At 65.7% G+C, this 25,075-nt stretch carries 25 protein-coding genes and 3 pseudogenes; 8 read left to right on the top strand and 20 right to left on the bottom strand.

Features of this window, described 5'->3' with window-relative positions; genetic code table 11:
• The first annotated feature begins 117 nt into the window (after nt 1-117).
• Nucleotides 118-828 (top strand): alpha/beta hydrolase, encoded by a 711-nt coding sequence (locus DR_RS05430; RefSeq protein ID WP_010887696.1) that lies wholly within the window; start codon nt 118-120, stop codon nt 826-828.
• 403 nt (nt 829-1,231) lie between these two features.
• Here the strand turns inward: DR_RS05430 and DR_RS05425 are convergent, their stop codons facing one another.
• Entirely contained in the window at nt 1,232-1,906 is a 675-nt protein-coding gene (locus tag DR_RS05425; RefSeq protein ID WP_028328012.1) for a spermidine synthase, read from the bottom strand.
• 68 nt (nt 1,907-1,974) lie between these two features.
• Between DR_RS05425 and DR_RS05420 the strand changes: the two genes are divergently transcribed.
• Complete coding sequence (locus tag DR_RS05420; RefSeq protein ID WP_010887694.1) at nt 1,975-2,520, top strand: MOSC domain-containing protein; 546 nt, start codon at nt 1,975-1,977, stop codon at nt 2,518-2,520.
• Nucleotides 2,520-3,071 carry a hypothetical protein gene (locus DR_RS05415; RefSeq protein ID WP_010887693.1) on the top strand — a complete coding sequence of 184 codons (552 nt, stop codon included), beginning with the start codon at nt 2,520-2,522 and terminating at the stop codon, nt 3,069-3,071. Before DR_RS05420 ends, DR_RS05415 begins: the two co-directional genes overlap by 1 nt.
• Here the strand turns inward: DR_RS05415 and DR_RS05410 are convergent.
• The 11 genes and pseudogenes from DR_RS05410 to mutS form a co-directional block, all read right to left on the bottom strand.
• Nucleotides 2,967-3,269 carry a DUF2316 family protein gene (locus DR_RS05410; RefSeq protein WP_027479644.1) on the bottom strand — a complete coding sequence of 101 codons (303 nt, stop codon included), beginning with the start codon at nt 3,267-3,269 and terminating at the stop codon, nt 2,967-2,969. The genes DR_RS05415 and DR_RS05410 overlap by 105 nt on opposite strands.
• A gap of 183 nt (nt 3,270-3,452) precedes the next feature.
• Nucleotides 3,453-3,935, bottom strand: a complete 483-nt coding sequence (locus DR_RS05400; protein WP_027479645.1) for a hypothetical protein — start codon at nt 3,933-3,935, stop codon at nt 3,453-3,455.
• A gap of 100 nt (nt 3,936-4,035) precedes the next feature.
• Entirely contained in the window at nt 4,036-4,467 is a 432-nt protein-coding gene (locus DR_RS05395) for a conjugal transfer protein TraF (protein ID WP_027479646.1), read from the bottom strand.
• Nucleotides 4,468-4,544: 77 nt separating this feature from the next.
• Complete coding sequence (clpB, locus tag DR_RS05390; protein WP_027479647.1) at nt 4,545-7,103, bottom strand: ATP-dependent chaperone ClpB; 2,559 nt, start codon at nt 7,101-7,103, stop codon at nt 4,545-4,547.
• Nucleotides 7,104-7,591: 488 nt separating this feature from the next.
• The gene (locus DR_RS05385) at nt 7,592-7,909 is read right to left on the bottom strand and encodes a hypothetical protein (protein ID WP_027479648.1); all 318 of its coding nucleotides are present in this window, start codon (nt 7,907-7,909) and stop codon (nt 7,592-7,594) included.
• Nucleotides 7,910-7,969: 60 nt separating this feature from the next.
• Nucleotides 7,970-8,689 (bottom strand): hypothetical protein, encoded by a 720-nt coding sequence (locus DR_RS05380; protein WP_010887687.1) that lies wholly within the window; start codon nt 8,687-8,689, stop codon nt 7,970-7,972.
• On the bottom strand, nt 8,686-9,006 hold the full coding sequence (locus DR_RS05375; RefSeq protein WP_164927954.1) for a permease prefix domain 1-containing protein: 321 nt from the start codon (nt 9,004-9,006) through the stop codon (nt 8,686-8,688). The genes DR_RS05380 and DR_RS05375 overlap by 4 nt, the downstream gene beginning before the upstream one ends.
• Complete coding sequence (locus DR_RS05370) at nt 9,003-9,335, bottom strand: PadR family transcriptional regulator (protein WP_034349611.1); 333 nt, start codon at nt 9,333-9,335, stop codon at nt 9,003-9,005. Before DR_RS05370 ends, DR_RS05375 begins: the two co-directional genes overlap by 4 nt.
• 155 nt (nt 9,336-9,490) lie before the next feature.
• The gene (locus tag DR_RS05365) at nt 9,491-10,498 is read right to left on the bottom strand and encodes a lipocalin-like domain-containing protein (protein WP_034349612.1); all 1,008 of its coding nucleotides are present in this window, start codon (nt 10,496-10,498) and stop codon (nt 9,491-9,493) included.
• Nucleotides 10,499-10,543: 45 nt separating this feature from the next.
• Nucleotides 10,544-10,981: a hypothetical protein gene (locus DR_RS05360; RefSeq protein ID WP_010887683.1), complete on the bottom strand. Its 438-nt coding sequence runs from the start codon at nt 10,979-10,981 to the stop codon at nt 10,544-10,546.
• Nucleotides 10,968-13,446: pseudogene (gene mutS, locus DR_RS05355) on the bottom strand (DNA mismatch repair protein MutS). Before mutS ends, DR_RS05360 begins: the two are co-directional and overlap by 14 nt.
• Nucleotides 13,447-13,858: 412 nt before the next feature.
• On the opposite strand from mutS, the gene DR_RS05350 reads away from it, so the two are divergent.
• From DR_RS05350 to DR_RS05330, 5 genes are all read left to right on the top strand, one after another.
• Complete coding sequence (locus tag DR_RS05350; protein WP_027479650.1) at nt 13,859-15,013, top strand: branched-chain amino acid ABC transporter substrate-binding protein; 1,155 nt, start codon at nt 13,859-13,861, stop codon at nt 15,011-15,013.
• 158 nt (nt 15,014-15,171) lie between these two features.
• Nucleotides 15,172-16,161 (top strand): branched-chain amino acid ABC transporter permease, encoded by a 990-nt coding sequence (locus DR_RS05345; protein ID WP_027479651.1) that lies wholly within the window; start codon nt 15,172-15,174, stop codon nt 16,159-16,161.
• Between the two features lie 3 nt (nt 16,162-16,164).
• Nucleotides 16,165-17,580 (top strand): ABC transporter permease subunit, encoded by a 1,416-nt coding sequence (locus tag DR_RS05340; RefSeq protein ID WP_010887679.1) that lies wholly within the window; start codon nt 16,165-16,167, stop codon nt 17,578-17,580.
• Complete coding sequence (locus DR_RS05335; protein ID WP_010887678.1) at nt 17,577-18,416, top strand: ABC transporter ATP-binding protein; 840 nt, start codon at nt 17,577-17,579, stop codon at nt 18,414-18,416. Before DR_RS05340 ends, DR_RS05335 begins: the two co-directional genes overlap by 4 nt.
• Nucleotides 18,416-19,174, top strand: coding sequence for an ABC transporter ATP-binding protein (locus tag DR_RS05330; RefSeq protein ID WP_010887677.1), 759 nt, complete (start codon nt 18,416-18,418; stop codon nt 19,172-19,174). Before DR_RS05335 ends, DR_RS05330 begins: the two co-directional genes overlap by 1 nt.
• Nucleotides 19,175-19,424: 250 nt before the next feature.
• Here DR_RS05330 and DR_RS05325 read toward each other — a convergent pair whose 3' ends face one another.
• The 8 genes and pseudogenes from DR_RS05325 to DR_RS05295 form a co-directional block, all read right to left on the bottom strand.
• Complete coding sequence (locus DR_RS05325; protein ID WP_164927953.1) at nt 19,425-19,619, bottom strand: hypothetical protein; 195 nt, start codon at nt 19,617-19,619, stop codon at nt 19,425-19,427.
• A gap of 240 nt (nt 19,620-19,859) precedes the next feature.
• Entirely contained in the window at nt 19,860-20,630 is a 771-nt protein-coding gene (locus tag DR_RS05320; RefSeq protein ID WP_010887675.1) for a ZIP family metal transporter, read from the bottom strand.
• A 36-nt stretch (nt 20,631-20,666) separates the two neighbouring features.
• Nucleotides 20,667-21,728: an alpha-hydroxy acid oxidase gene (locus DR_RS05315; RefSeq protein ID WP_010887674.1), complete on the bottom strand. Its 1,062-nt coding sequence runs from the start codon at nt 21,726-21,728 to the stop codon at nt 20,667-20,669.
• A 49-nt stretch (nt 21,729-21,777) separates the two neighbouring features.
• Nucleotides 21,778-22,914 (bottom strand): PLP-dependent aminotransferase family protein, encoded by a 1,137-nt coding sequence (locus tag DR_RS05310; RefSeq protein ID WP_010887673.1) that lies wholly within the window; start codon nt 22,912-22,914, stop codon nt 21,778-21,780.
• A gap of 27 nt (nt 22,915-22,941) precedes the next feature.
• Entirely contained in the window at nt 22,942-23,112 is a 171-nt protein-coding gene (locus DR_RS16715) for a cupin domain-containing protein (RefSeq protein ID WP_234944682.1), read from the bottom strand.
• A gap of 227 nt (nt 23,113-23,339) precedes the next feature.
• Nucleotides 23,340-23,408: pseudogene (locus DR_RS16710) on the bottom strand (XRE family transcriptional regulator); the annotation flags it as partial.
• A gap of 108 nt (nt 23,409-23,516) precedes the next feature.
• Entirely contained in the window at nt 23,517-24,167 is a 651-nt protein-coding gene (locus DR_RS05300) for an amino acid ABC transporter permease (RefSeq protein ID WP_010887671.1), read from the bottom strand.
• A 53-nt stretch (nt 24,168-24,220) separates the two neighbouring features.
• Nucleotides 24,221-24,963 (bottom strand): annotated as a pseudogene (locus DR_RS05295) (basic amino acid ABC transporter substrate-binding protein).
• Nucleotides 24,964-25,075: the final 112 nt, after the last annotated feature.

Raw genomic sequence — 25,075 nt, 5'->3', positions numbered from 1 at the left:
TAGCACGCCGCCCCGGCTAAGCGCCGCCTCCATCAAACATTGTCGCGGCGCTGCCTGACCCGCCCGACCGTCCCCCGGCGCACAGTCTGACGCGCCCGCCCCCGTACACTCGGCGGCATGGAAATGTTCGCGCAGTTCAGCGTCGAGGGTCAGCGGATGTACGGAATGCTCCACACGCCGGACGGTTCCGCCACTGGACAGCAGGCGCCGCCGCAAGGCTGGCCGAGCGTGGTCATCGTGCATGGGTTTACCGGCGACAAGGTGAGCAGCCACCGCCTGCTGGTGCTGCTGGCCCGCCGCCTCACCGCCGCTGGCATAGCCGCGCTGCGCTTCGACTGCCGGGGCAGCGGCGAGAGCCAGGGCGACTTTTCCGAGATGACGGTGGGCCGCGAGGTGCAGGACGTGGAGGCCGCCTTCGACTATGTGCGCCACCAACCCGGCCTCGACCCCGAGCGGGTGATGCTGCTCGGCTACAGCATGGGCGGACTGGTCAGCGCCCTGGCCGCCGAAAAAGTGCGGCCTCACCGCTTCGCCCTGTGGTCGCCCGCGCTGCCCGAGCTGTGGCTGCGGCACCTGCGCGGCGGACTGCTGCCCCCGGTCATCAGCGACTACGGCGGCTGGCCGCTGGGCCGCGCGTTCCTGCAAGAAGTCGTGCAGACGCGCCCGTTGGAGGCCGCGGCCCGCTGGGGTGGGGTCGCCCACGTCTTTCACGGCGACCGCGACCAGACCTGCCCGGTGGAGTGGGGCGTGCGTACGCCGAAGCCCTGCGCTGCGACGCCACCGCGATTCCCGGCGCGGGGCACACGTATGACTCGCTCGAACAGATAGAGATGTTGCAGCGGGAGACGGTGCGGTTTTTGCGGGGGGGGTGAGGGTTTATGGGGTGTGGACGCCCCCTCACCCCTTTGCTTTCGCAAAGGCCCTCTCTGCTCCGCAGCTCTGCGAGTCCCGCAAGGGGAGAGGGTCAGAGAAATGCTTGCGCCTCAGCTTTTATCTACGCCGTCCACAGAAAATCGTGAAACGCAGAACGGAAGGGCCGTCGGGCGCTGAAGGCGCACGGGCCTGACACGATTTGGAAGGTTCAGGCAACCAGCCCCCCACTCAACTACGGAGCACCGCCCGACACGCGAAATCACCGCCATGTGCACAGCGCCAGCGTTAAGCCCCTGTCCCCTCTGGGGATAGGGGTTTGGGGTTGGGGCCTACAGCTAAAGCCCTGGCTTCAACACCCTCACCCCTTCTCCCCCACCCACACCGTATGCACCGCCCCCTTCCCCACCCTTTCCCGCACCTGCTTTAAGCGCACCCGGAACCCCGCCCGCTCCAGCTTGCGCGTGAACGCCGGGGCCGGATGCGCCGACCAGACCGCCAGCACCCCACCGGGCCGCAACGCTGCCCACGCCGAACGCAATCCGGCGGGACTGTAGAGCCGCCCGTTTTCGTCGCGGGTGAGGCCCTCCGGCCCGTTGTCCACGTCGAGCACAATCGCGTCGAACGGCCCCGCCTCGCGCATGACCGCGCCCACGTCCCCGACCCGCACCTCCACCCGCGGGTCACGCAGCGGCCACCCGGCGCATTCGCCCAACTCGCCCCGGTTCCAGTCCACGACCTGCAGCACGAGTTCGGCGACGACCACGCGGGCATCCGGCCCGAGCTGCCGCAGCGCCTCGGCGAGCGTGAAGCCCATGCCGAGGCCGCCGACAAGCACCCGCGCCGCCTGTCGCCCCGCCACCGGAGCGCACCCGAGCTGGGCGAGCGCGTCTTCGGAGGCGTGCATCCGGCTGTTCATCAGCTCGCCGGGCATGGTGCTCACACTGATGGCAAAGTCGGCGCCTCGGCGAAACAGGTGCAGTTCGCCCTCCCCACCGGGCACCGGCGCGGAGCCGAGCAGGACGCGGGGAATCAACGGAAGGCTCCGGCACACATGGCGTCAGGGTAGCAGCGGCGGAGAAAGTCAACGCCTTATCCTGCGACATGCGAGTGCTGAGCGTGAATGTCGGGGAGCGGCGGCCCATCCGTGCCAAAAGCGGTTACAGCGGCATTTTCAAGGAGCCTGTGTCCGGCCCGGTACAGCTCGGCGAGTTCGGCCTGGCCGGCGACCACATCGCCGACACCCGGCATCACGGCGGGCTGAGTCAGGCGGTCTATGTCTTCACGCAGCCCGACTACGCCGCCTGGGAAACGGCCCTGGGGCGGACACTGCCGCCGGGCACCTTCGGGGAAAACCTGCTGCTCTCCGACCTCGAATCGGCTCCGCTGCGGATTGGGCAAACGCTGCGCGTGGGAGACACCGAACTGGAAATCACCGCGCCGCGCATTCCCTGCGTGACGCTGGCGGTGCGGATGGGCGACCCGGATTTTGTCCACAAGTTCCGCGAGATGGAGCGCCCCGGCTTCTACTGCCGGGTGCTGCGCGGAGGCTGGCTGGAAGCCGGGCAGGACGCGGAACTCGGCCCCGAGCCGTCCGAGTACGCGCCGACCATCTTCAAGCAGTTCGTGACGGCGTTCGGGGGCGGCTGATGGGAAGTTCGCCGTGGTGGTATGTGGTCGACTATCAGCCCGACCTTCAGCAGGCCCTCGACGCCTTGCGGGAGCGCGAGTTTCAGGCCGGACGATACTTCCCGGCGCTGGACTTTCCGCCTTTTCCGGTCACGCCACAGTCACCCGCGCCGCAGTCGCTCGCGTCGGGGCCGCAGCATGGCAGCATCGAAGAGGCTGTGGAGGCCGCCGAGGACACCGGCACCCGCAGCATCCTGGATTTCGAGGCCCTGGCCAGCAGCGAGGACGCCTGGGGCCTGCGCGAACTGATGCCGGAGCAGCAGCCCACGCTGGCGCAGGTCAGGCCCGCCGGACGTCCCCCGCTTTCATCGGGCGCGGTGAGGGCTACGTGGTCACGACTTACCGGGGTGGGCAGCCGGAATTGCTGTATTTTGTCGGTTCTTCGTTTGACTGAGCAGCAATACTGTTTACTCCCGGGGCGTGGGCGGCACCGTCCAGCTCCCGAACCAGCCCTGCGCCGCGCCGCGTTTGTCATCGGTCAGCACCGAAAAAGGCGCAGGCGTGCCACCTGACTCCCGAATCGCCTGCACCAAAAAATCGCGCAGCCGCCACACGTCGGCGGGATGAGACGTGACCTGGAGTGTGGCTTGCAAGTGCCCCGGCGTCCAGCCAAGGGCGGTGGCGATGGCTTCGTCGCTGAGTGGGCACAGTTGGCGGTTGGCCTGAAGGTCCTGGCGGGTGCGCTGTTTTTCGGCGGGGTTGAGGGACATGGCTGGAGTATGGCTCCTAGAGCAGTTCTCCGAATTACGCGTGCGTCGTAACAGCGCCGCCACCCGCCCCATTCTCTGCTTCGCAGCTTTGCAAGTCCGTCCTGCTCAACGTTTTGCACTCGCTCTCTGCGAGCTGTTCCAGTCCGCTCGCCAAAAAGCTGTGCCATCTTTTTGTCAAATGCTCTAAAGACGCAGCAGGCACGCCTCCACCGTCGGAGTGATTTTGGCCGGGTCAGCAGGCTTTTTCACGTCCACCCGGGCATTCGCCTTGTCAAAGGTCACGGTGTAGAGCAGTTGCCCGGCCACCGCCCACGCCGGGAGATACCAGCGCCCGCCACGAAATTGAGCGTTGACGGGCAGCGGTGCCAGAGCCGACGCTGAACTGACTCCGATGTGAGAAAGGCCACCAATCAACCACATGTTCGGCCTGACGGTGCTGACGCGCAGGCAGCCGGCGAGGTCAATCAGACCATTGTCCGTGTCCAGCAGCGGCTTCCAGCCCATCTGGGCGAAAGCGGTGAGCGGAAGCATCAACTGCCCGCCGGAAACGTAAACCGTGGTCTGCCCCAGCGTGCGCCCATCGAGGGTGAACGTGGCAGGCGTTGTGTTTTGCGCCTGGGCAGAGGCGAGAAAAAGCGCGGCCAGCAGCGGGAAAATTCGTTTCATGGACAAAGTGTAGAGGGGGGGTGACGGGCGTCTGATGCCAGCGCCACGCGAGAACAGAAGAAAAAAGCCCGAGCCGACGCCCCAGCCCCCTCAGACCACGTCAGGCAGTCAAGCCCAGTCCCGCCGCCACTTTGTCTCGCTCGCTCACGCCTGCCAGCGCCCCACCGATCAAACCGTGTTCGTCGGTCAGGACGAGGGTGGGAAAGACGCTCACCCGGTAGCGTTTGCCGACGCTGCCGTCTTTATCCAGAAGTAGCTGGTCGCCGTACACCGTTTCGGGCAACTCACCCCTGCGAAAATCGATCACGCGCAGGTCAAGCCCGTTTTGGGCTGCCAACTGTCCGACGAACATCTCCAGGGGCCCGCACGCCACGCAGTGTTCGGCTTTGAAATAAAGCAGGGTGCGCCGCGTCAACCCGAGTTCGCTAGGCGGAATGACGGTGCTCCCAGGCCGCGGCAAGCTGGCTTGAAAGCGTTGGTCCAGCCAGCGGCCAATGAATTTGGGCACCCTGATCTTGAGCTGCATGACCACGCTACGAGGTTGAGCGGGCGGAAGTTGCCAATAAAAAAAGCCGGAGCCCAAGCCCCAGCTTCCTTCATCTTCGCAAATCAGTTCAAAGAGCCGCTGTTAAAGGTAAATCCACCGTCGCCGTAATCCACGTTCAGCACGCTGCCGTCCTGAATCTGGCCGCCCAGAATCTCGCGGGCCAGCGGCGTTTCAATGTACTGGCTGATGGTGCGCCGCAGCGGACGCGCGCCGTAGGCGGGGTCGTAGCCCAGTTCGGCCAGCTTGTCCTTGGCGTCCTCGGTCAGGTGCAGGGTGATGCGGCGCTCGGCCAATCGCCTCCGCAGGCCGCCCAGCTGAATGTCCACGATGGACTGCAAATCCTTCGCCGTCAGCGCGTCGAACACGATGATGTCGTCCACGCGGTTGAGGAACTCGGGCCGGAACTCGCCGCGCAGCTCGTCCATCACTGCCGACTTGATCGTCTCCGCGTCCTCGCCCCGCTGCTGCATCTCCAGAATCAGCGGCGAACCGATGTTGCTGGTCATGATGATCAGGGTGTTGCGGAAATCCACCGTGCGGCCCTGCCCGTCGGTCAGGCGACCATCGTCGAGTACTTGCAGCAGCACGTTGAACACGTCGGGGTGCGCTTTTTCGATCTCGTCGAAGAGAATCACGGCGTAGGGGCGGCGGCGCACGGCCTCGGTCAGCTGGCCGCCTTCCTCGAAGCCCACGTATCCGGGAGGGGCCCCGATCAGGCGGGCCACCGTATGTTTCTCCATGTACTCGGACATGTCGATGCGCACCATCGCGTCGCTGCTGTCGAACAGGAACTCGGCCAGCGCTTTGGCCAGCTCGGTTTTGCCCACCCCGGACGGCCCCAGGAACATGAAGGAGCCCAGCGGACGGTTGGGGTCGTTGAGGCCCGCGCGTGCCCGGCGAATGGCGTCGGAGACGGAGACGATCGCGCGGTCCTGCCCGATGACGCGCCCGTGCAGTTGCTCTTCGAGGTGCAGCAGCTTTTCGCGTTCGCCTTCCATCAGCTTGCTGACGGGAATGCCGGTCCAGCGGCTGACCACGGCGGCGATGTCTTCCTCGGTGACTTCCATGTGGGCGAATTCGGCAGACTTGAGTTTCTTTTCCAGGTCCTGCACGTCTTTTTCCAGCGCAGGCAGTTCGCCGTATTCCAGCCGGGCGGCTTCTTCGAGATCATAGTCGCGCCGGGCCTTTTCGATCTGGGTGCGCACCGCGTCGAGCTTTTCACGCTTTTCGCGCAGGGCGGCCACCTCACCGCGCTCGGCTTCCCAGCGGCTGCGGACTTCGTTCAGCTCGTCAGTCAGCGTCTTGAGCTGATTTTCGATGTCCAGCAGACGGTTTTGCGAATCCACGTCCTTCTCGCGCTTGAGGGCCTCGCGCTCGATTTCCAGTTGCAACTTGCGGCGCGAGAGCTGGTCGATGCGCTCGGGGCTCGATTCCAGCGCCATCCGCAGCCGGGCCGCCGACTCGTCGATCAGGTCAATCGCCTTGTCGGGCAGTTGCCGGTCGGTGATGTAACGGTTGGACAGCGTCGCGGCGGCCACCAGCGCAGGGTCGGTGATTTCGACGTTGTGGTGGACCTGATAGCGCTCCTTGATGCCGCGCAGGATGGAAATGGTGTCTTCCACGCTGGGTTCGTCCACGAAGACCGGCTGGAAACGCCGTTCGAGGGCCGCGTCCTTCTCGATTTCGCGGTATTCGTCGAGCGTGGTCGCGCCGATCAGGTGCAGTTCACCACGTGCCAGCGCAGGCTTGAGCATGTTGCCCGCGTCGGGGCTGCCCTCGGTCTTGCCCGCGCCGACGATGGTGTGAATCTCGTCCACGAACAGGATGATTTCGCCTGCCGACTTCACGACTTCGTCAATGACGCCCTTGAGGCGCTCCTCGAACTCGCCCCGGAACTTGGCGCCCGCGAGCAGACTGCCCATTTCCAGCGAGACGATTTTCTTGTCGCGCAGGCCCTCGGGCACGTCGCCCTTGACGATGCGCATGGCGAGGCCCTCGGCGATGGCGGTCTTGCCCACGCCGGGTTCGCCGATCAGGACGGGGTTGTTTTTGCTGCGGCGCAGCAGAATCTGCATGACGCGGCGGATCTCCTCGTCGCGGCCGATCACCGGGTCGAATTTGCCGTCGCGGGCGCGCTGGGTCAGGTCGGTGCCGTATTTGTTCAGCGCGTCGAATTGCTGTTCACTGGTTTTGTTGGTCACGGTTTTCCCCTTGCGCTGCTCGGTCACGGCGCGGTTCAGGCTCACTTCGTCGGGCAGGCCCCGGCCCCGGTACTCGCCCCGCAGCGCCAGCAGCAGCGTATCGGCGGCCACGAAACTGTCGCCGAGTTGCGCGGCGAGCGTGTCGGCCTTCTGAAACGCGCGGTTGAGCGCCGGGTCGAGGTAAAGCTGGCCGTCGCTGCCCTGCACTTTGGGCAGCTTGGCGATTTCGGCGTCCAGCGCGGCTCTGGCCGTGTTCAGGTCGCCGCCCGCCAGCGTCAGGGCGCGGGAAGCGGTGTCGTTGTCGAGCAGGGTTCGCAGCACATGGAAGTGCGTCAGGTTTTGGTTGTGGTTCTCTTGCGCGAGTTGCTGCGCCGCATTGATGGCGACGGCACTCGCCTCGGTAAAGCGTTCAGGATTCAAAGGAAAACCTCCAGAGTGGGGGCATGGTTTAACTGCCCTCATTCTGAAACTTGAGTGTCCTATTGTCAAGTTTATTGAGGCTTTAGGAAAGTGGATGTGATCAGGGTTGGGTTATTGCCAGGCCGACTCTTTCAGTTCCACATAACCCAGCGTCCAGAGATAGGTCTTGTCATAGCTGATTTGGCAAATGCGCGGACTGCTCTCGCAAGACGCTGCACTCATACGGCCGCGTGGAAAAAACGGCCAGATACGCACCAATTCTCGCGCTGGTGACGAGAGAAACAGCTCCTCAAATGCTGGTTCGTTCTTCAGAGGTTGAAACCGTACTTCTGCGGAGGCATTCAGGCGCGTCGGCTTTAGCTTAAGGCCCGCCAGTTCGCCCTGTGTCTGTGACAGTCCACCCGGAATTTTCCGCACCCGTTCCACATCCGCGCGGCGCGCGTCGGGGAGCCAGGTGACGGCATACCCCAGCGGGCCGGACAGGGCTTTCAGGTTGACGAAGGCGAGTTTTGTGGCGCCCCGCTGCCCAGTTTCAGCGATGGGGACGGTGGAAACAGGCTGCCCCTTTTGCTGAACCTGTACGGTTCCCCCACCCAATCCGGCGTGCATTTGGCCCCGAACAGGTTGCACAGCGCCAGCAGCGGCGCGACAATCTGCCCGTTTTTGAGGTGGGGCAGGCCGTCCGCCGACTGCACCCACAGCAGGCCGCCGAACTCCACCAGCACCGGCTGCGGCGCAGGTGAGGCCGCCGCGCCCGCCTGGGCAGAAGCGAGGGTCAGCAGGGCCGCCAGAGCGAGTTGTTGCATAGGAGGAACCTGACACGCCGGGGTGAGCGGGGCATCCACCGAAAGAAGGACACCGTGCCCTCAGGGCCGCTGCAAGGTGGGACGGGGCAAGCCATCAGCCGAGGTCGCCCAGTCGTTGCCGTCCAGCATGGTGACTACGCCGTATTTGGGGAGGTCCCTCGGCGCGCCTTTGACAAGTTTTTGCAGCATATGGTCGGCGGGCATCACGGCGAACAGATAATCGTGCGGATGGTTCAGTTCCCCGCTGGACCTTGAGCCACCGTCAATGGACTTGAGAATTTCAACGTTGTAGGCGGCCAGAACCGTCCATTCGTTGAGTTTCAGCGCCTGCCGGGGAGTGGTCTGCGGCTTCCAGCTTTCAGACCAGCCCTTGAACTTGTCGCTGTCGGGAAAGGTGATGCCGGTGCAGGTGTTAGGGCCTCCGGTTTGCAGCCTCGGCAACTGGGTTTTGGTCAGGGGCCGCAGCGCCGCGTAGACCTGAAGCTGCTTTTGCCCCTTCAGCGGCGGACAAACGCGGTCTTCCCACAGTTTGCCGCTGAGCAGCAGGCGCGAGCGCAGCATTTCGTTGGGCAGCGTCTTCTCCGCATAGGGTGAGGCGGCGAGCGGCTCAGCAATGAGTTGCCCGCCGCCACCGCCTACCCTCGGCACCAGCGCCAGATAAAGCCACCCGGTCGCCGCCGGAATGCTGAGGGTGGCGACCTGATACGTCGCTCGGGGCGCGGACTCCTCCGACATCAGGAAGGACAGGTCGTCGGCGGTCAGTTTCTTTTCCCACTTCACCGAAGCTGCCCCAGCAGCGGCAAAGGCACCGTGCGCCACAGCAGGAACCCTCCCCCACCAAGGACCAGAGCCGCCAGTACGCCCCAGCCGAGCGGCGTGGTGAAAAAGTGGCCCAGCAGCTCCGAGTTGGTGACTTTCACGTTGCCCATCGCCTTGACGGCCAGGTGCTCGGCTTCCTCGCGCTCGAAGCCCTCGGCCTCCAGTTGCCGCACCCGGTCGAGCAGGTGCGTCCGCAGCTCGGCGGCGACTTCGCGGCGCTCGCCCCCCCGCAGGCCCAGCGTGGCGCGGTGGATGTAGCCCGACAGCACCCGGCTCATGCGGGCGCTCCCCGCCACAGCAGCGCGTTGACGGCACTTTGCAGCCGCGACCACTCGCCCTTGCGCCGCTCCAGCTCCTTCGCGCCCGAATCGGTCAGGGTGTAGACCTTGCGCGGGCTGCCACCGCCGGGGGTGGGCTGCCAGTCGCCCACAATCCAGTCGGCCTTGCTCAGTCGCAGCAGCGCCGGGTACAGGCTGCCTTCCGACAGCTCGAAGAGGCCGCCGCTGCGGGCATTGATGTGCTGCACCAGCTCCAGGCCGTAGCGCGGCTGCTCGCCCACCGCCGCCAGAATCACGAGGTCCACCGTGCCAGATTTGAGGGGGGTCATGTCTTGCCTCCTAAGGCTTGTATTGCAAGGCTTGTCGAACAAAGTATAGGTTTCAGGAGGCAAATGGCAAGCGGGGCAGGTGCAGGGCCTTTGTTCTTTCGGGTAGGAAACGGCTGTCAGCCAAACCAGGAGGCCGACAGCGCCTCACCCACTGCTCAGCGCCTTCTAGAGTCGAGACTGCCAGCAACCAGTTCCATCATGCCGCTGCCCTGGCCGGGTTGCCCGCGCCAGGTGCCCGACAGCTCGACCGGGCCTTCCCAGTAGACGATGCGGGTGCCCTTGCTCACGAGTTCCTGGTCGTCGTGGGCGGCCTCCACGTTCAGGTCGAACTCGCCCGCGCGCACGTGCCAGTCCAGCACGTAGTCGCGGCCCGTCGCGCTTTTCCAGACGCGGCCCGGTTCCATCACCACATTGGTCGCGGCGCGGACCTGACCTGCTTGGTCGGTGATGGTGCCGAAGGTCTGCACGACCTTGCCGTCCGGCAGCAGCACCCGGTAGAGCATCAGGTCTTCGCCGCCGTCCATGTGGGCGCTCAGCCAGTCCCAGCGGGCCTGCGTCCCGGCGGACATGCCGCCCCACTGGTGGTCGAGCCAGGCCACGCCGCCCGTCACGTCTTTGCCGGCAACAGTTCCCTGCATCCCCAGCCGGGTAATGCTCTGGTAGTACATCGCGCCGGTCAGTTCCGGCACGCCGCTGTAGCCGGGCGGGTGAATGACCGGCGGCTTCTGGGGCAGCAGGGTGAGGCGCAAAGGTCCGGCGTCGAGCTTGAATTCGCCCCGGGGCCCACTCACCGTCTGCTCGAAGGTCCAGTCGCCGTCGCGCAGCTTCAGCGGCGGATAACTCGCCTTGCCGGTGCCGAGTTGCGGCGACTCGTTCTGTTCCAGAAAGGTCACTTTGCCGGTCGTCAGGTCGGTGACGGCCACATGCGAGAAAAACACGTCCGTGGGAAAATTGGGTGGCGACACCTTGAACTGTGCCCAGTGGAAGGCGAGTTTCTGGGCAGGCAGATAACCACTGAGATACCACCACTCCATCAGGTCGCCGTGCGGCCCGAGGTCGTCGGCGCGGGGCTGAACGGCGGGGTCGAACGACGGCTGAAGACGGGGCGCACAACTGCTCAGCGCCAGAGCGGCACATGCGGACAGCAGCAGACGTGAGGGCATGTCAACAGAATGACAGACCCGCGCCCGCCAGGAGTGCATCCCCGCTTACCAGCGCTCCCGCCACCTCGGCACCAGCGCCAGCGTGCTCAGCACCAGTTCGTAGACCCCGGCGTGCTCGCCCCCCAGGTCAGCCACCACCTGCACCGCGCCGGGTGAACTGCCCTCGTACACGCCCTCGAAAAACCAGTGTTCACCGGGACTCGCCAGCAGATGCACCGCCGGGGTCTGTGCCCAGGTTTCACCGGGCGCGACTTCCTCGCCAAAGCAGGTCAGGTCGGCCACCAGCACGCCGCAGCCCACGACGACGACGTAATTCTCGTCGGCGGTCACCAGCGCCCCGCACGGGTTCCCGTACAGCCAGCCGATGTCCCAGCGGGTGCCGGAGAGGTTGAGGACGTAGACCGTTTCCGAATCTGCGACCACCTGCCAGCCGCCGCGCTCGGCCAGAACTATCTCACCGGGCAGAACTTTACCGGGATTCATGGCCCTCCCCCAGCAGTTCGCGCTGCCAGCCGTGCAGCAGTTCCAGCGCCTGCATGGGCGTGAGCCGTCCCAGGTCCAGGGCCGCGAGGTCGCGCCGCAGTTTGCCCTCGTCGCCCTGGGCATTGAGCGCCGAGAGCAGCCGCGCCGCCCGCGCCGTGACCGGGGCCGGCAGGCCCGCCAGTTTCGCCACTTCCACCCCGTAACTCTGCCGCGCCGCGCCGGGGATGACCTGGTGGTAGAAGGTGAGCCCGCCCTCGTCTTCCTCCGCCGCGACGTGCAGGTTGATGAGGCCCGGATGGTCGAGTTCCAACCGCGTGAGTTCAAAATAATGCGTTGCGAACAACGTGTGCGCTCCCGCCGCGTGCAGGTGCTCCAGCGCCGCCTGCGCGATGGCGAGGCCGTCTAAGGTGGACGTGCCGCGCCCGACTTCGTCCAGGATGACGAGGCTGCGCGAGGTGACGCCGTGCAGGATGCTGGCGAGTTCGGTCATTTCCACCATGAAGGTCGAGCGCCCGCCCGCGAGGTCGTCCGACGCGCCAATGCGGGTGTGAATGGCGTCGTACACGGGCAACTCGGCACTGTCTGCCGGAACGAAGGAGCCGATTTGATGCAGCAGCGCGCACAGCGCCACCGTCCGCAGGTAAGTGCTTTTGCCCGCCATGTTCGGCCCGGTGAGCAGCAGCGTGTGCCGCCCGCGCCCAAGTTCGGCGTCGTTGGGAACGAAGCGCCCGCCCGTCGCCCGCTCGACCACCGGGTGCCGCGCCTGCGTGAGCCGAGTTTCGCCGCTCGTCGTGCGGGGCCGCGTCCAGCCGCTGTCCACCGCGATTTCGGCCAGCGCGGAGAGCACGTCGAGTTCGGAGAGCGCCCCCGCCGCCTCGCCGAGCGCCTCGGCGTGCGCCGCCAGCGAGTCGCGGAGTTCGGTAAACACGTCGAGTTCGAGTCGCCCCGCCGCCGCTTCCAGCCGGGCGATTTCGCGCTCGCGCTCGCGCAGGTCCGGGCGGGTAAAGCGGGCGCGGTCTTTGAGGGTCGCAATCTGGCGGTAGTCGGGCGGCACTTTGCCCAGGTGGGCAGAGGTGACTTCGAGGTAATAACCGAAGACATTGTTGAAGCCGACTTTCAGGCTGCCGATCCCGGTGCGCTCACGCTCGCTCGTTTCCAGCGCGGCGAGCCACTCGCGGTGCCCGAGTGCCTGGGCGCGGAGGTCGTCGAGTTCGGCATGAAAGCCTTCCCGAATCAGCCCGCCGTCGCCCACCCGCAGCGGCGGCTCGTCCACCAGTGCGGCGCGAATGCGGGTGACGACTTCGGGGAGGGCACCGAGCCGTTCACGAACACTGCCGAGCAGCCCCTCGTGCCCGGCGAGCAGTTTTTCGGCCTCGGGCAGCAGTTCCAGCGTGCGGGCGAGCGCGGCGACTTCGCGCGGCGCGGCGCGGCGGGTAGACACGCGGGCGGCGAGGCGCTCGAGGTCATGGGCGCGGTAGAGCAGCGAGCGCACGCCGCCGCGCAGGTCGGGGGCGCGGGTGAGCGACTCCACCGCGTCGAGCCGGAAGCGGATGCTGAGTTCGTCGAGCAGCGGCGAGCGCAGCCACGCCCGCAGGCGCCGCCGCCCGCCCGCCGTGCGCGTCTGCGCGAGAATGTCCATCAGCGTCACGCCTGCGGCGACTGCGCGTGAAACAGCTCCAGCGCCCGCACCGCCGCCTCGCTCAGCCGCATGTGCGCCCCCGGCTCGAAGCGCACCACCCGCCGCACCATGTCGAGCCGGCCCTGCTGCGTCAGGCGGGCGTAGCCGAGCACCGCCCCGCACGCCCGGCGCAGCGCCGCCGTGTTCAGGTGCCCGGCACCTCGCCGAGCGTTTCCCGAATCTCACTCACCGCCGCGTCCTCCCCGAAATTGGCGGGCGAGAGCATCACCGGAAAGCGGGTCTGGAAGTCGGCCAACAGCGCCGGGTTGTCGCCGAGCTCGGGGGCGAGCAGCACTTCGCGGGCCCGGCAGCGCGAGAGTTCGTCGTAGAGCGCGAGGCGGGTGTGAAAGGCCGCCGCCCGGAATTCGCCGGTGGACACGTCGAGCAGCGCGAGCGCGTAGCCGTCGCCCGTCGCCACCGCCGCCAGATAGTTCTCGTCGGCGCTGAGGTGCCGCTCCTCGGTGACGGTGCCGGGGGTCAGGAGTTGCACGACTTTGCGCTCGACCAGCCCGCTACCGGGTTCCTCGATCTGGTCGGCCACCGCCACACACACACCCGCCGCGAGCAGCTTTTCGACGAACTGGTCGAGCGTTCGCAGCGGAATCCCGGCCATCGGCGTGGAAAAGTCCTTGCTCGATTTGTGGGTGAGCGCGATGCCGAGCAAACGGGCGGTGCGCTCGGCGTCTTCGCCGAAGGTCTCGTAAAAGTCGCCCACCTGAAAGAGCAGCACGGCGTGCGGCAGCTGCGCGGCCACCTCGTCGCGCATGGCAACGTACTGCTCGAGCATCGGCGGCAGCGCCCCGGCCCCGGTGCCTTTGAGGACGCTCTGTGCCGCTTTGGTGGGGGAAACTGCTCGCATAGAGGGACAAGATAGCGCAGGTCTTTACGTTCTGAGCGAAACGCAGGGCAGCATTCACGGCCTATGCTCGGGCTTCCGCTCCCCAGACGGGGCCAGCTCCAGCCTGAGCAGCCCGCCCGGACACCCTGAGTAGACCAATTCTGAGCCGTCCAAGAAAAATTGCCGGGTTATTGCAAAAGTCGGCATTTATTCTAAGGAAAGGGCAATTTTCGGCAACAGAAATTGTTGACAGCAGGGCTCAAATTGCATTGACTTTTCCTAAAGGCATCTTTAAAATCGGGCCACCTCAGAACCAACGTGCGGACACGGGTCCGTGACGTTTTCACACCTGGAGGAACCGATGAAGAAGATGACTTTTGGTCTCGCTGCGCTCGCCGCCCTTGCCCTGGGCAGCGCTCAGGCCGCCACCACCGTCAAGATCGCCACCATCAGCCCGCTCTCGGGCAGTTCCAGCAACCTCGGCCTCCAGATCAAGAACGGCGCGCAGCTCGCCGTCAACGAGTACAAGGCGGAGTTCGCCAAGCTCGGCATGAACCTCTCGCTCGTCGCCTACGACGATCAGGCCGACCCCGCCACCGGCACCGCCGCCGCCCGGCGCGTGGTCGCCGACAAGAACGTGCTCGCCGTGGTGGGCACCCTGAACACCGGCGTGGCGATTCCCGCTTCGCAGGCGCTGAGCACCAGCAAAGTAGCGATGGTCAGCCCCGCCAACACCGGCACCAAGGTGACCGACCGTGGCCTGAAGAACATGAACCGCATCTGCGCCCGCGACGACGCGCAGGGCCCGGCGGGCGCCGACTTCATGGTGAGCACCCTCAAGGTGAAAAAGGTCTACGTCATCAACGACAAGACCCCCTACGGCGAAGGGCTCTCCGGCGAGGCCGAAAAGCGCCTCAAGGCCAAGGGCGTGCAGATCGTGCAGTCTGAAGGGGTGGCCGCCGAGGAGCGCGACTTCACCGCCATCATCACCAAGATTCAGACCCTCAAGCCCGACGCCATCTACTTCGGCGGCCTCTACGGGCAGATCGGCCCCTTCGCGCAGCAGCTGCGCGCCAAGGGCGTTCAGGTGCCGCTGATCGGCGGCGACGGCATGGACAGCGACGAACTCGCCAAGCTCGCCGGGGCGCAGGGCGCGAACAACATCTACTTCACCACCGTCGCCCCCCCCCTCGACAGCGTGCCCGCCGCCAAGACGATGGCCGGCAACTTCAAGAAGGCCTTCGGCAGCGACGTGCAGGGCTACGGCATCATGGGCTACGACTCGGCCAAGGTGGTCTTGCAGGGCATCCTCGACGCCGCCAAGAAAAACGGCAACAAGGCCCCCAGCCGCGCCCAGGTCGAAACCGCCATTCGCAGCGGCACCTTCGGCAACCTGCTGACCGGCACCGTGCAGTTCGACAAGAACGGGGACCGCAAGGCCGGCAAGATGTACGTGATCGCCATCAAGAATGCCCAGCGCTCCACCGCCGGTCAGGTCAACGTCCTGCGGAAATAAGACTGGTCGCGCCGCCAAGTTCTAACCGGGGCTGCCCAGGCAGCCGAAGAAAGTCAGCGGGGGAGTGAGGCGACAGCTTGCCAAGCTCCCCCGCTGACTTTTTTGGGCCGGGGAGCGCACCGGGGGCGGCTTATGCCGCAGGCGAACGAAAGGAAACTATGGACATAAACACGGTGCTCACGATTCTGGCTCAGGTCTTCGTCGGCGGCCTGAGCCTCGGCGTGCTGTACGCCATCATCGCGCTGGGCTACACGATGGTGTACGGCGTGCTGCAACTGATCAACTTCGCGCACTCGGAGGTCTTTATCACCGGGGGCGTGGTCGCCTACTTCGTCTTTGAGGCGCTCAAGGAGTCGCCCATGAACGGGCTGCTCAAGCTGCTGATCGCGGCGCTCGCGGCGATGGCCGTGTCGGGCGGGCTCAACGTGCTGATCGAGCGCCTCGCCTACCGGCCCATTCGGGGAGCGCAGCGCTTGGTGCCCTTGATTACCGCCATCGGCGTGTCGCTGATTTTGCAAGACCTGCTGCGCCTCATCGTCGGCCTACGCGGGCTGTTCGACCTCAGCGTGACGCTGCCGCAGGGCTTTGCCGACCCCATCACCAAAGTCGGCGGGGTGAACATCTCGGTGCTGAACTTGCAGGTCAAGGACATCATCCTGATCGTGGTGGCCGGGCTGATGCTCATAGGGCTCAACCTGCTCGTCAACCACACCCGGCTGGGCCGCGCCATTCGCGCCGTGGCGCACGACCGGCAGACGTCGGGCCTGATGGGCATCGACTCGAACCGCATCATCAGCTTGACCTTCTTGATCGGGGGCGCGCTGGGCGGCCTCGGCGGGGCGATGTTCGCCATGAAATATCAAGCACTCAACGCCTACTCGGGCATGGTGCCGGGCATCAAGGCCTTTACGGCGGCGGTGCTCGGCGGCATCGGCAACATTCCCGGCGCGGTGCTCGGCGGGCTGGTGCTCGGCTGGCTCGAAACGCTGCTCGGCACCATTGACCTCTTTCAGGTGGTGCCGGGGCTGGGCTGGCTGAAATACATCACTTCCGACTACAAAGACCTCGGCGCCTTCTTAGCGCTGCTGCTGATTCTCTTTTTCAAGCCTGCCGGTCTGCTCGGCAAGGCCACCACGGAGAAGGTGTAATCCATGACAATCCTTCCGACTTCTCCTGCTCCTTTCAAGACGCGGGGACAGGGCGCCGACCGCACCTGGCCGCTGCTGGCGTACTCGGCGCTCACGGCGGCACTGCTGGTCTTCCTGCGCGACGTGGTGGCCGACGGCCCGCTGCGGCTGCTGCAACCCGTGCTGTTCGGGGCCTTCCTGCTCTCGCTGCTCTTCGCCTATCAGTGGAAGGCGGCGGGCTGGGCCAAAACGCTGGTCTACGCCCTGGGCATCGTCTTCGTGCTGCCGTACATGGGCCAGCACAACACGTCGTATTTCGACCTCGTGATTCAGATGCTGATTTTCGCCGCGCTCGCGCTCGGACTCAACATCGTGGTGGGGCTGGCGGGGCTGCTCGACCTCGGGTACATCGCCTTTTTCGCGGTGGGCGCGTACCTGTGGGGGATTTTCGGCTCGCCGCAGTTCGGCGAAATCACCGGCAACGCGGCCTTCGCGGCGGGGGTCAATCCGGCGCTGTTCTGGCTGTTCATTCCGCTGGCGGTGGCGGCGGCGGCGCTCGTCGGGGTGCTGATCGGCCTGCCGGTGCTCAAGCTCAAGGGCGATTACCTCGCCATCGTGACGCTGGGCCTCGGCGAAGTCATTCGCATTTTCGCCAACAACCTCGGCGTAACCAACGGGCCGCAGGGCATCGACGCCATTCAGAGCGCGCCGGTGCCGTGGCTCGACAACATCGCCAAGTCGCTGGGCTTTTCGGAAGACCAGTACCGGCTGTTTTTCCTGTACCTGCTGGTGCTGGTCGTCATCGGCATCGTCGTTGTGGTGAACCAGCGTCTCGACCGCTCCAAGATCGGGCGCTCGTGGATTGCCATTCGTGAAGACGAGGTGGCGGCGCAGGCGATGGGCGTGCCGCTGCTGAGGACCAAGCTGCTCGCCTTTGCGACCGGCGCGAGCTTCGCCGGGGCGATGGGCGTGATTTTCGCCGCCAAGCAGGCGTTTATCGACCCCAAGAGCTTCGACTACTTCCAGAGCATCGGCGTGCTGAGCATGGTGATTCTGGGCGGCATGGGCAACATCGCGGGCGTGATGGTGGGCGCGGTGGTCGTGACGCTGCTCAACTTGATGGTGCTGCCCACCATTTCCGAAGTGATGCAGGCGCAGTTTCCCAACATCAACCAGAACCTCGACCCCTCCAAGTACCAGCGCCTGATTTTCGGGCTGGTGCTGGTGTTCATGATGCTCTACCGCCCCGAAGGGCTGGTGCCGAGCGAGCGCCGCAAGGCCGAAATGCACGGCGGCGACGGCCCGGCGCCCGACAGCCTGACCGCCGACAACCTCAACGAGGGCGGCAACATCGGCGGGCACCTGAGTGACGGCAGCGCCGAAACGCTCTCGCCGGGACAAGCGACGCGGGACGACGAAAGGACGGGCAGCGAGAAATGACCCAGATCAGAATGACCCAGGTCGCCCCCACCGCACCCAGCGCGCCCCTGCTGGACGTGCAGCACCTCACCAAGTCGTTCGGGGGGCTGACCGCTGTGAACGACGTGACCTTTCAGGTACCCGAGCGGCGTATCATCAGCGTGATCGGGCCCAACGGTGCGGGCAAGACCACCTTTTTCAACCTGATTACCGGCATCTACGCGCCCGACCGGGGCACCGTGAACCTCGCCGGACGCAGCCTCGTGGGCCTGCGCCCCGACCAGGTGGTGGAGGCGGGCATCAGCCGCACCTTCCAGAACATCCGCCTCTTTCCTTCCATGACCGCCGAGGAAAACATCATGCTGGGGCGCGGCGTGCGGCTGCGCGGGGGCTTCTGGGACTCGGTGCTGCACACCGCCCGCTTTCAGAAAGACGAGGAAGAAGCCCGCAACACCGCCCGGCTGATGCTCGATTTCGTGGGCCTGAGCAAGTGGCGCGGCGAGCTGTCCACCAATCTGCCCTACGGCGACCAGCGCAAACTGGAAATCGCCCGCGCGCTGGCGACCACGCCCAAGCTGATTTTGCTCGACGAACCGGCGGCGGGCATGAACCCCCGCGAAACCGAAGACCTCAAGGCGCTCATCCGCGCCATCCGCGACGAACTCGGCGTGACGGTGGTCCTCATCGAGCACGACATGCGGCTGGTGATGACGCTCAGCGAGAACATCACCGTGCTCAACTACGGCTCCAAGCTGGCCGAGGGGCTGCCGCACGAGATCCGCAACAACCCCGAGGTGATGACCGCTTACCTCGGCAGCGGCGCGGCGGCGGGCAACTACGGCAAGGAGGCCCGCTGATGACGGCTGTGCGAACAGTGGCCCCCCACACGGCGGGCGGCACTCCGGTGCTCGAGCTGCAAAACGTCCACAGCTACTACGGCCAGATCGAGGCGCTCAAGGGCCTGAACATGACCGTGAACGAGGGCGAAATCGTGGCGCTGATCGGCGGCAACGGGGCGGGCAAGACGACCACCCTGCGCACCATCAGCGGCATGATGAAGCCCAAGACGGGCAGCGTGACGTACCTGGGCCAGAACGTGACCGGCGTGCCGTCGCACCAGCTCATCGGGCGCGGCATGGCGCACGTGCCGGAAGGGCGGCGCATCTTCCCGCAGATGACGGTGCGCGAGAACCTCGAAGTCGGCGCCTACACGGTGAACGACAAGGCCGCCATCAACGCCCGCATCGAGGAAGGCTTCGAGCTGTTTCCCCGCCTGCGCGAGCGCGAGTCGCAGCTCGGGGGCACCATGTCGGGCGGCGAACAGCAGATGCTGGCGATTGCCCGCGCCCTGATGATCGCGCCCAAAGTGCTGCTCCTCGACGAGCCGAGCATGGGCCTGTCGCCGCTTTTCGTGGAAAACATCTTCTCCATCATCGAGCGGCTGAACAAGGAGCGCGGCACCACCATCTTGCTGGTGGAGCAGAACGCGAGCATGGCGTTGGCGATTGCCGACCGCGCCTACGTCCTGCAAACCGGCGAAATCAAACTCAGCGGCAACGCGCAGGACATCGCGCGGGACGAGACGGTCCGGAAAGCGTACCTGGGCGACGAGTAGGGAACTCAGAAAGCGGGAGGGGCAGAGGGTGAGGAACCTTCTGCCCTTTTTACTGTCTGGAACGCGAAAAGCCCCCATCACCGAACGGGGCCCATCACCAAGCGGGGGCAGGAGCCTTAGACGGATTCCGCTCCATTCCAGCACAGTCGGAAAGGCGTCGCCTGTACTTCCACACCGCGAAACCCGTCTTTTTTCTTTCTCGCATCCGCTTGGATTGAATCCAAACTGCGGGATTCAATCGAAATTTGTATTAGCCGACGCTGAGATTGCCAAGCGAGAGCGTGTCCGAGCCTGCCGAGTTGGTGCAGGTGACGCTTGCCTTCGGATAGCTGCCGGAGAGAGACACGGCGTAGGCGTAGGGCGAACCTTCGAGGGTGGCCGCCGTCATGTTCAGGCTGCCCGCTGCCGAGTTGAACACGCAGGAAGCCGGGGCATTGAGGCTCACTGTAAGCGAGTGCTGAGACCCCGACAGCACGAAGCCGGAGAGCTTGGGGGCTACCGCGCTGCTCGGCACCGCCGGCGTATTGGGCGTGGACGTACCCGGCGTGGAAGTGCCTCCCCCACAGGCTGTGAGAACAGAGGCGAGCAGGACCACAGGGAGGAGCTTTTTTATAGGTTTTAGGGTAACGGGTTGCGGCGGCCACCGTCTGAGAGGGATGGACATGACGTTCAGCGGCCCAGCGCCTCACCCCAGCGCCACGTCCAGAATCATCATCGCCACGAAGCCGAGCAAGGTGGCCTGTGTGGCGATGTCGGCATTGCCGCCGCGCTGCGCTTCGGGAATCAGTTCCTCGATAACGACGAAAATCATCGCGCCCGCCGCAAAACTCAGGGCGTAGGGCATCAGCGGGAGCGACGTGCCCACGAAGGCCGCGCCCAGCCAGCCGCCCACCGGCTCGACCAGCGCCGACGCCTGTCCGAACATGAAGGCCCGGCGCCGTGACAGCCCCGCAGCCCGCAGCGGCAGCGCCACCGCCAGCCCTTCCGGAATGTTCTGAAGGCCGATGCCGAGGGCCAGCGCCAGCGCGCCGCCCAGCGTGGCGCCCCCGGCTCCTGCGCCCGCCGCACCGAAGGACACGCCCACCGCCATGCCCTCGGGAAAGTTGTGCAGGGTCATGGCGGCCAGCAGCAAGGCGCCCTGCGACCAGCGGGCGGGCGGTCCCTCGGCCTCGCCGTGCGAAAAGCCGGGGTGCAGGTGCGGCAGCAGCTTGTCCAGCAGCCCCACGAACGCCGCGCCCAACAGCAGGCCGATGGCGGGGGCGAGCAAGGACCAGAAACTCGCCGCCAGCATGACCCCCGCCGCCAGCCCCTGCGCAATGTTCAGCAAGCGGTTGCTGACCGAGCGGGTAAACAGCACCGCCGAAGCGCCCAGCGCCGTCAGCGACCAGGTGAAAATGGTCGCCAGCAGCGCCTGCATGGGCGTCGAAAGGTCGTTGAAAAAGTCCACGCCGGGCATTGTTTCACACCCCTCGGCGGCTCCCCCGCGCCCTCTTCAGCGCCAGATCAGCTCCGGCCCCAGCTCGCTCACCTGCGTTTTGCCGCACAGCATCATTGCCAGCCGCACCTCGTCACGCAGCAGCTCCAGCGTGTGCCGCGCGCCGTCCTCCCCCGCCAGCGCGAGGCCGTAAAGGACGGCGCGGGCGAGAAACACCGCGTTCGCCCCGAGTGCGAGCGCTTTGAGGACATCGGTGCCGCGCGTGACGCCGCCGTCGAGATAAATCTCGGCCCGTCCGTTCGCCGCCTCCGCGATTTCGGGCAGGGCATCGAGGGCAGTCACGGCGGTGTCGAGTTGCCGCCCGCCGTGGTTGCTCGCCCAGATGTGGCAGCCGTGCTGCACGGCGAGGGCAACGTCCTCGGCGGTGAGCAGCCCCTTGAGGACAATCGGCAGCCCGGTGATACCGCGCAGCCAGCCGATGTCGTTCCAGGTAATGGCGGGGTCGAGCAGCGAGTCGAAATACTGGAGGTCGTCCAGATGCTCGCTGCCCGGCACGCGGGGGCCGATGTTGGGCAGCACGGTGCCAGGCTCGATGTGTACGGGCGTCCGGATGATGGCTTCGCGGCGTCCCAGCACCGGCGCGTCCACCGTCAGCACCAGTGCCCGCGCTCCGGCGGCCTCGGCCCGCTGCACCAGAGCGCGGCTGACCTCGCGGTCCTTGTAGAGGTAGAGCTGAAACCAGAACTGCCCGCCCGCCGCGTCCGACACGTCCTCGATGGTCCGGTGGCTCATGGTCGAGAGCGTCATCAGGCTGCCCAAGCTGGCGGCGGCGCGGGCAGTCGCCACTTCGGCGTCGGGGTGCACGAGGCCGTGCAGGGCGCAGGGGGCCACACCCACCGGAAAGGCGAGCGGCAGGCCCAGCACCGTCGTGGAGGTGTCGATGTGCGACACGTCCACCAGCATCCGGGGCCGCAGCTTCAGCCGGGCGTAGCCCTCGCGGTTCTCGCGCAGGGTGTGCTCGTCGTTCGCGCCGCCGGTGTAGTAGGCAAAGGCGGCGGGCGGCAGCACCCCGGCGGCGGCCTGTTCCATCTCGCGCAGGTTGAGGTAGGGAAGCGACATAGGGGCTCCTTCAGAGACAGAGAGGCGAGGACAAAGAGCGGGGAGGACATTATCTGACTTGCCGCAACACTTCGCCCAGCCGCCGCACGCCTTCCACCAATTCTGCTTCCTCATAGAAGGCGAAGCACAGCCGCGCTTTGTCGGTCTGGGTGCCGTTCGGAGAAAAGAGAGGACCGGGCTGAAAGCGCACGCCGTGGTCGAGGGCGCGGGGCAACAGTTCGGTGGCCGACACGCCAGCGGGCAGCGTCACCCAGATGAAATATCCGCCGGTAGGCCGCTGAAAATCCAGCCCCAGCGGGCGCAGTTCGTCGAGCGCGTCTGCCAGCGCCCGCGAGCGGCGGCGAAAGGTTTCGCGCAGCTTGCCGATGTACTCGGGGAGCAGCCCCAGCTCCAGCATGCTGCGGACCATGCCGCCCCCCAGCGGGCTGTAGCCGCCGCCGCTCACCAGCGCACCGTTTTGCGCGAGCCGCTCCAGCACGTCCTCGCGGGCATTGATCCAGCCGAGGCGGGTGCCGGGGGCCAGAATCTTGGAAAAGCTGCCGAGGCTGACGACCTGCCCGGTGTCGGCCCAGGCGGCGAAACTGGGCGGTGGGGTGCCCTCAAAGGTGAGGAGCTGGTACACCTCGTCGGCCAGGATGGTAAAGCCGTGCTCCTGCGCCAGCCGCACCAGCTTTTCGCGCCGTTCCTGCGGCAGCGTCACGCCGGCGGGGTTTTGATGCACCGGGATGGTGTAAACGAGCTTGGGCCGGTGCTGCGCCACCAGTGTTTCGAGGGCGTCCACGTCGAGGCCCTGCTCGTCTACCGGCGCCGTCACGATGTTCAGTCCGTGGTCGCGGAACATGCCGAAGGCAAAAAAGTAAGTAGGGTCTTCTACGATGACCGTGTCGCCGGGGCGAGTAAGCATCGCGCAGCACAGGTCAATCGCCTGCGAGGTGCCGCCCGAGATGAAGGTCTGCTCGGCAGACACGGGAAAGCCGTATTCACGAGTCAGATACGCGGCGAGTTCGGTGCGCAGGAACCCGTCGCCCCACTCGTAGCCGTACTGCAAAAATTCGGCATTGCCCTGCGCGAAGCGGTGCGCGGCGGCCTGTTCCATTTCACGCAGCGGCAGCATGTGCAGCGAGGGGTGCCCTACCGCGAGGTTGATGACGCCCTCTGTCAGGGTGGTCTGGGCGGTTTTGAGCATGAAGTTTCCTCCGGAAAAAGCCGGCTCCTACAAAAAAGGGCTGGTCACCCACAGCACCTCGGCTTCCTGCGCCGCCGGGTTGCGCCAGGTGTGGGGAATGCGGCTGGACACGGTCAGGCTGTCGCCCTCGCCGAGAAAGTAATGAGCGTCCTCGACCACGAATTCCAGTTGCCCGCGCAGCACGGTGACGAAAGACACGTCGGCGTCGAGGGTGTACAGTTCGCCGCCGTGCCCGCCGGGGTCGATGAGGTGCGCAGCACCATCAGTTCGCCACTCAGCCCCTGCGAGAGCAGCCGCTCGGTTACGCCTTCTCCACCGAAGTTGGCGAGGGGAGCGCTGTCCCGGCGCACGATGCGCGTCTTGGGCGGGTCGAACAGCTCGCCGGGGCGAATGCCGAGCGCGTCGCACACCTTGACCAGCGTGGCGACACTCGGCGTGGTCAGGTCGCGCTCTAGCCGCGACAGGTAGGACTTGTCCAGCCCGCTGCCCTGCACCACCTGTTCGAGCGTCAGGCGCTTTTGCTGCCGGATGGCGCGCAGCCGGGCGCCGATGTGGGCGGAGCGGTCGGGCGCGGCGGCCCTCGTTTCGGCCCGCGGCACGGCTCAGCGCACCTGCCAGCGGGCTTCGAGGCGGCGGGCCACCCAGCTCAGAAACAGCGTCATGGCGAGATAAATCAGCGACACGGCGAGGTACATCTCGAACGGCTTGAAGGTGCGGCTCGACACCAGTTGCCCCGCGCGCGTGAGTTCGACGATGGAAATGGCCGAGAGCAGCGACGAGTTTTTGAGCAGGCTGATGGCCTCGTTGACCAGCGGCGGCAGCACCCGCGTAAACGCCTGCGGCAAGATGATGTGCCGCATGGTCTGCGCGGGGCTCAGGCCCAGCGAGCGCGAGGCTTCGGTCTGCCCTTTCGGGAGACCCTGAATGCCCGCGCGCACGATTTCGGCCACATACGCCGCCGAGTTGACCGAAAACGCCGCCACGCCCGCCCAGAATTCGTTGATGGGATGCTCCAGCAGTTGCGGCAGCCCGAAGAAGATGACGAAAATCTGCACCAGCAGCGGCGTGCCGCGCACCAGTTCGATAAAGGTGAGCGCCAGCCACGAGAGCGGCTTAAAAGGCGACAGCCGCGCCAGCGCCACCAGCGTGCCCCCGACCACCCCCAGCACCAGCGAAAGCGCCGTGATTTTGATGGTCATCAGGGCGCCCTGAAGCAAAAAGGGCAGATTCTGAACAATGAGGTTGAAGTCCATAAGGGTCAGGGAATGGGAGCGCCGCTAGGAAGGCAGCACCCCCGGTTGCTCTTTTACTTGAACCACTTGGCGACGAGCTTGTCCATCTCGCCGCTCTTGCGGACCTGAATCAGCGCGGCGTTGACGCGGTTTTGCAGGTCTCCGCAGTCTTTGCGCATAGCGAACGACGTGTTCAGGCTGCCGAGCGTGCCCGCGATTTTGAGGTCGGGATAGACCTTGACGAACGAGTTGGCGACCACCTTGTGCAGCACCATCGCCTGCGCCTGCCGGGTCTGCACCGCCATCGCCGCGTCGGTGTAGAGGTTAAAGGACTTGACGCTCGCGCCCTTGACGTCGCCGACCAGCTTTTCCTGCGCGGTGCCGAGCTGCACGGCCACCGTCTTGCCAGAGAGGTCGCTGAGTTTGCTGATGCCGGGGGTGTCCTTGCGAATCACGATGGCGTTGGGGCCGCTGATGTAAGGCACGCTGAACAGCACGCTCTTTTTGCGCTCCTCGGTCACGGTCATGCCCGCCGCGATCAGGTCGGCTTTCTTTGCCAGCAGGCTGGGCACCAGTCCGTCGAAGCTCTGGGTGACGAGGTTGACTTTCACGCCATGTGTTTGGCGACGGCGTTGAGCAGGTCCATGTCGAACCCCACCACCTTGTTGTTGGCGTCGAGCGTCTCGAAGGGCGGGTAGTCGGGGCTCGTCACCACCGTCAGACCGTTTTTCTTGACATTGGCAAAGCAGCCGCTCTGGGCGTGGGCGGTGCTGAGGGCAAGCAGACCGAGGGACAGCAGCAGGGGAATACATTTCATGGGACAACCTCCAGAATGAGCGCGCAACTTTATGCAAAGTTTAGATTTAACTTGCATCCTTTGCAACCGGGTTGCATGGATGACAAATGCGTAGAACTTCCGGCCCATCCCC

Source organism: Deinococcus radiodurans R1 = ATCC 13939 = DSM 20539, from assembly GCF_000008565.1.
Taxonomy (GTDB): Bacteria; Deinococcota; Deinococci; order Deinococcales; family Deinococcaceae; genus Deinococcus; species Deinococcus radiodurans.
The sequence above is the reverse complement of the archived record's forward strand: the minus strand, read 5'-3'. Positions and strand labels throughout refer to the sequence as shown.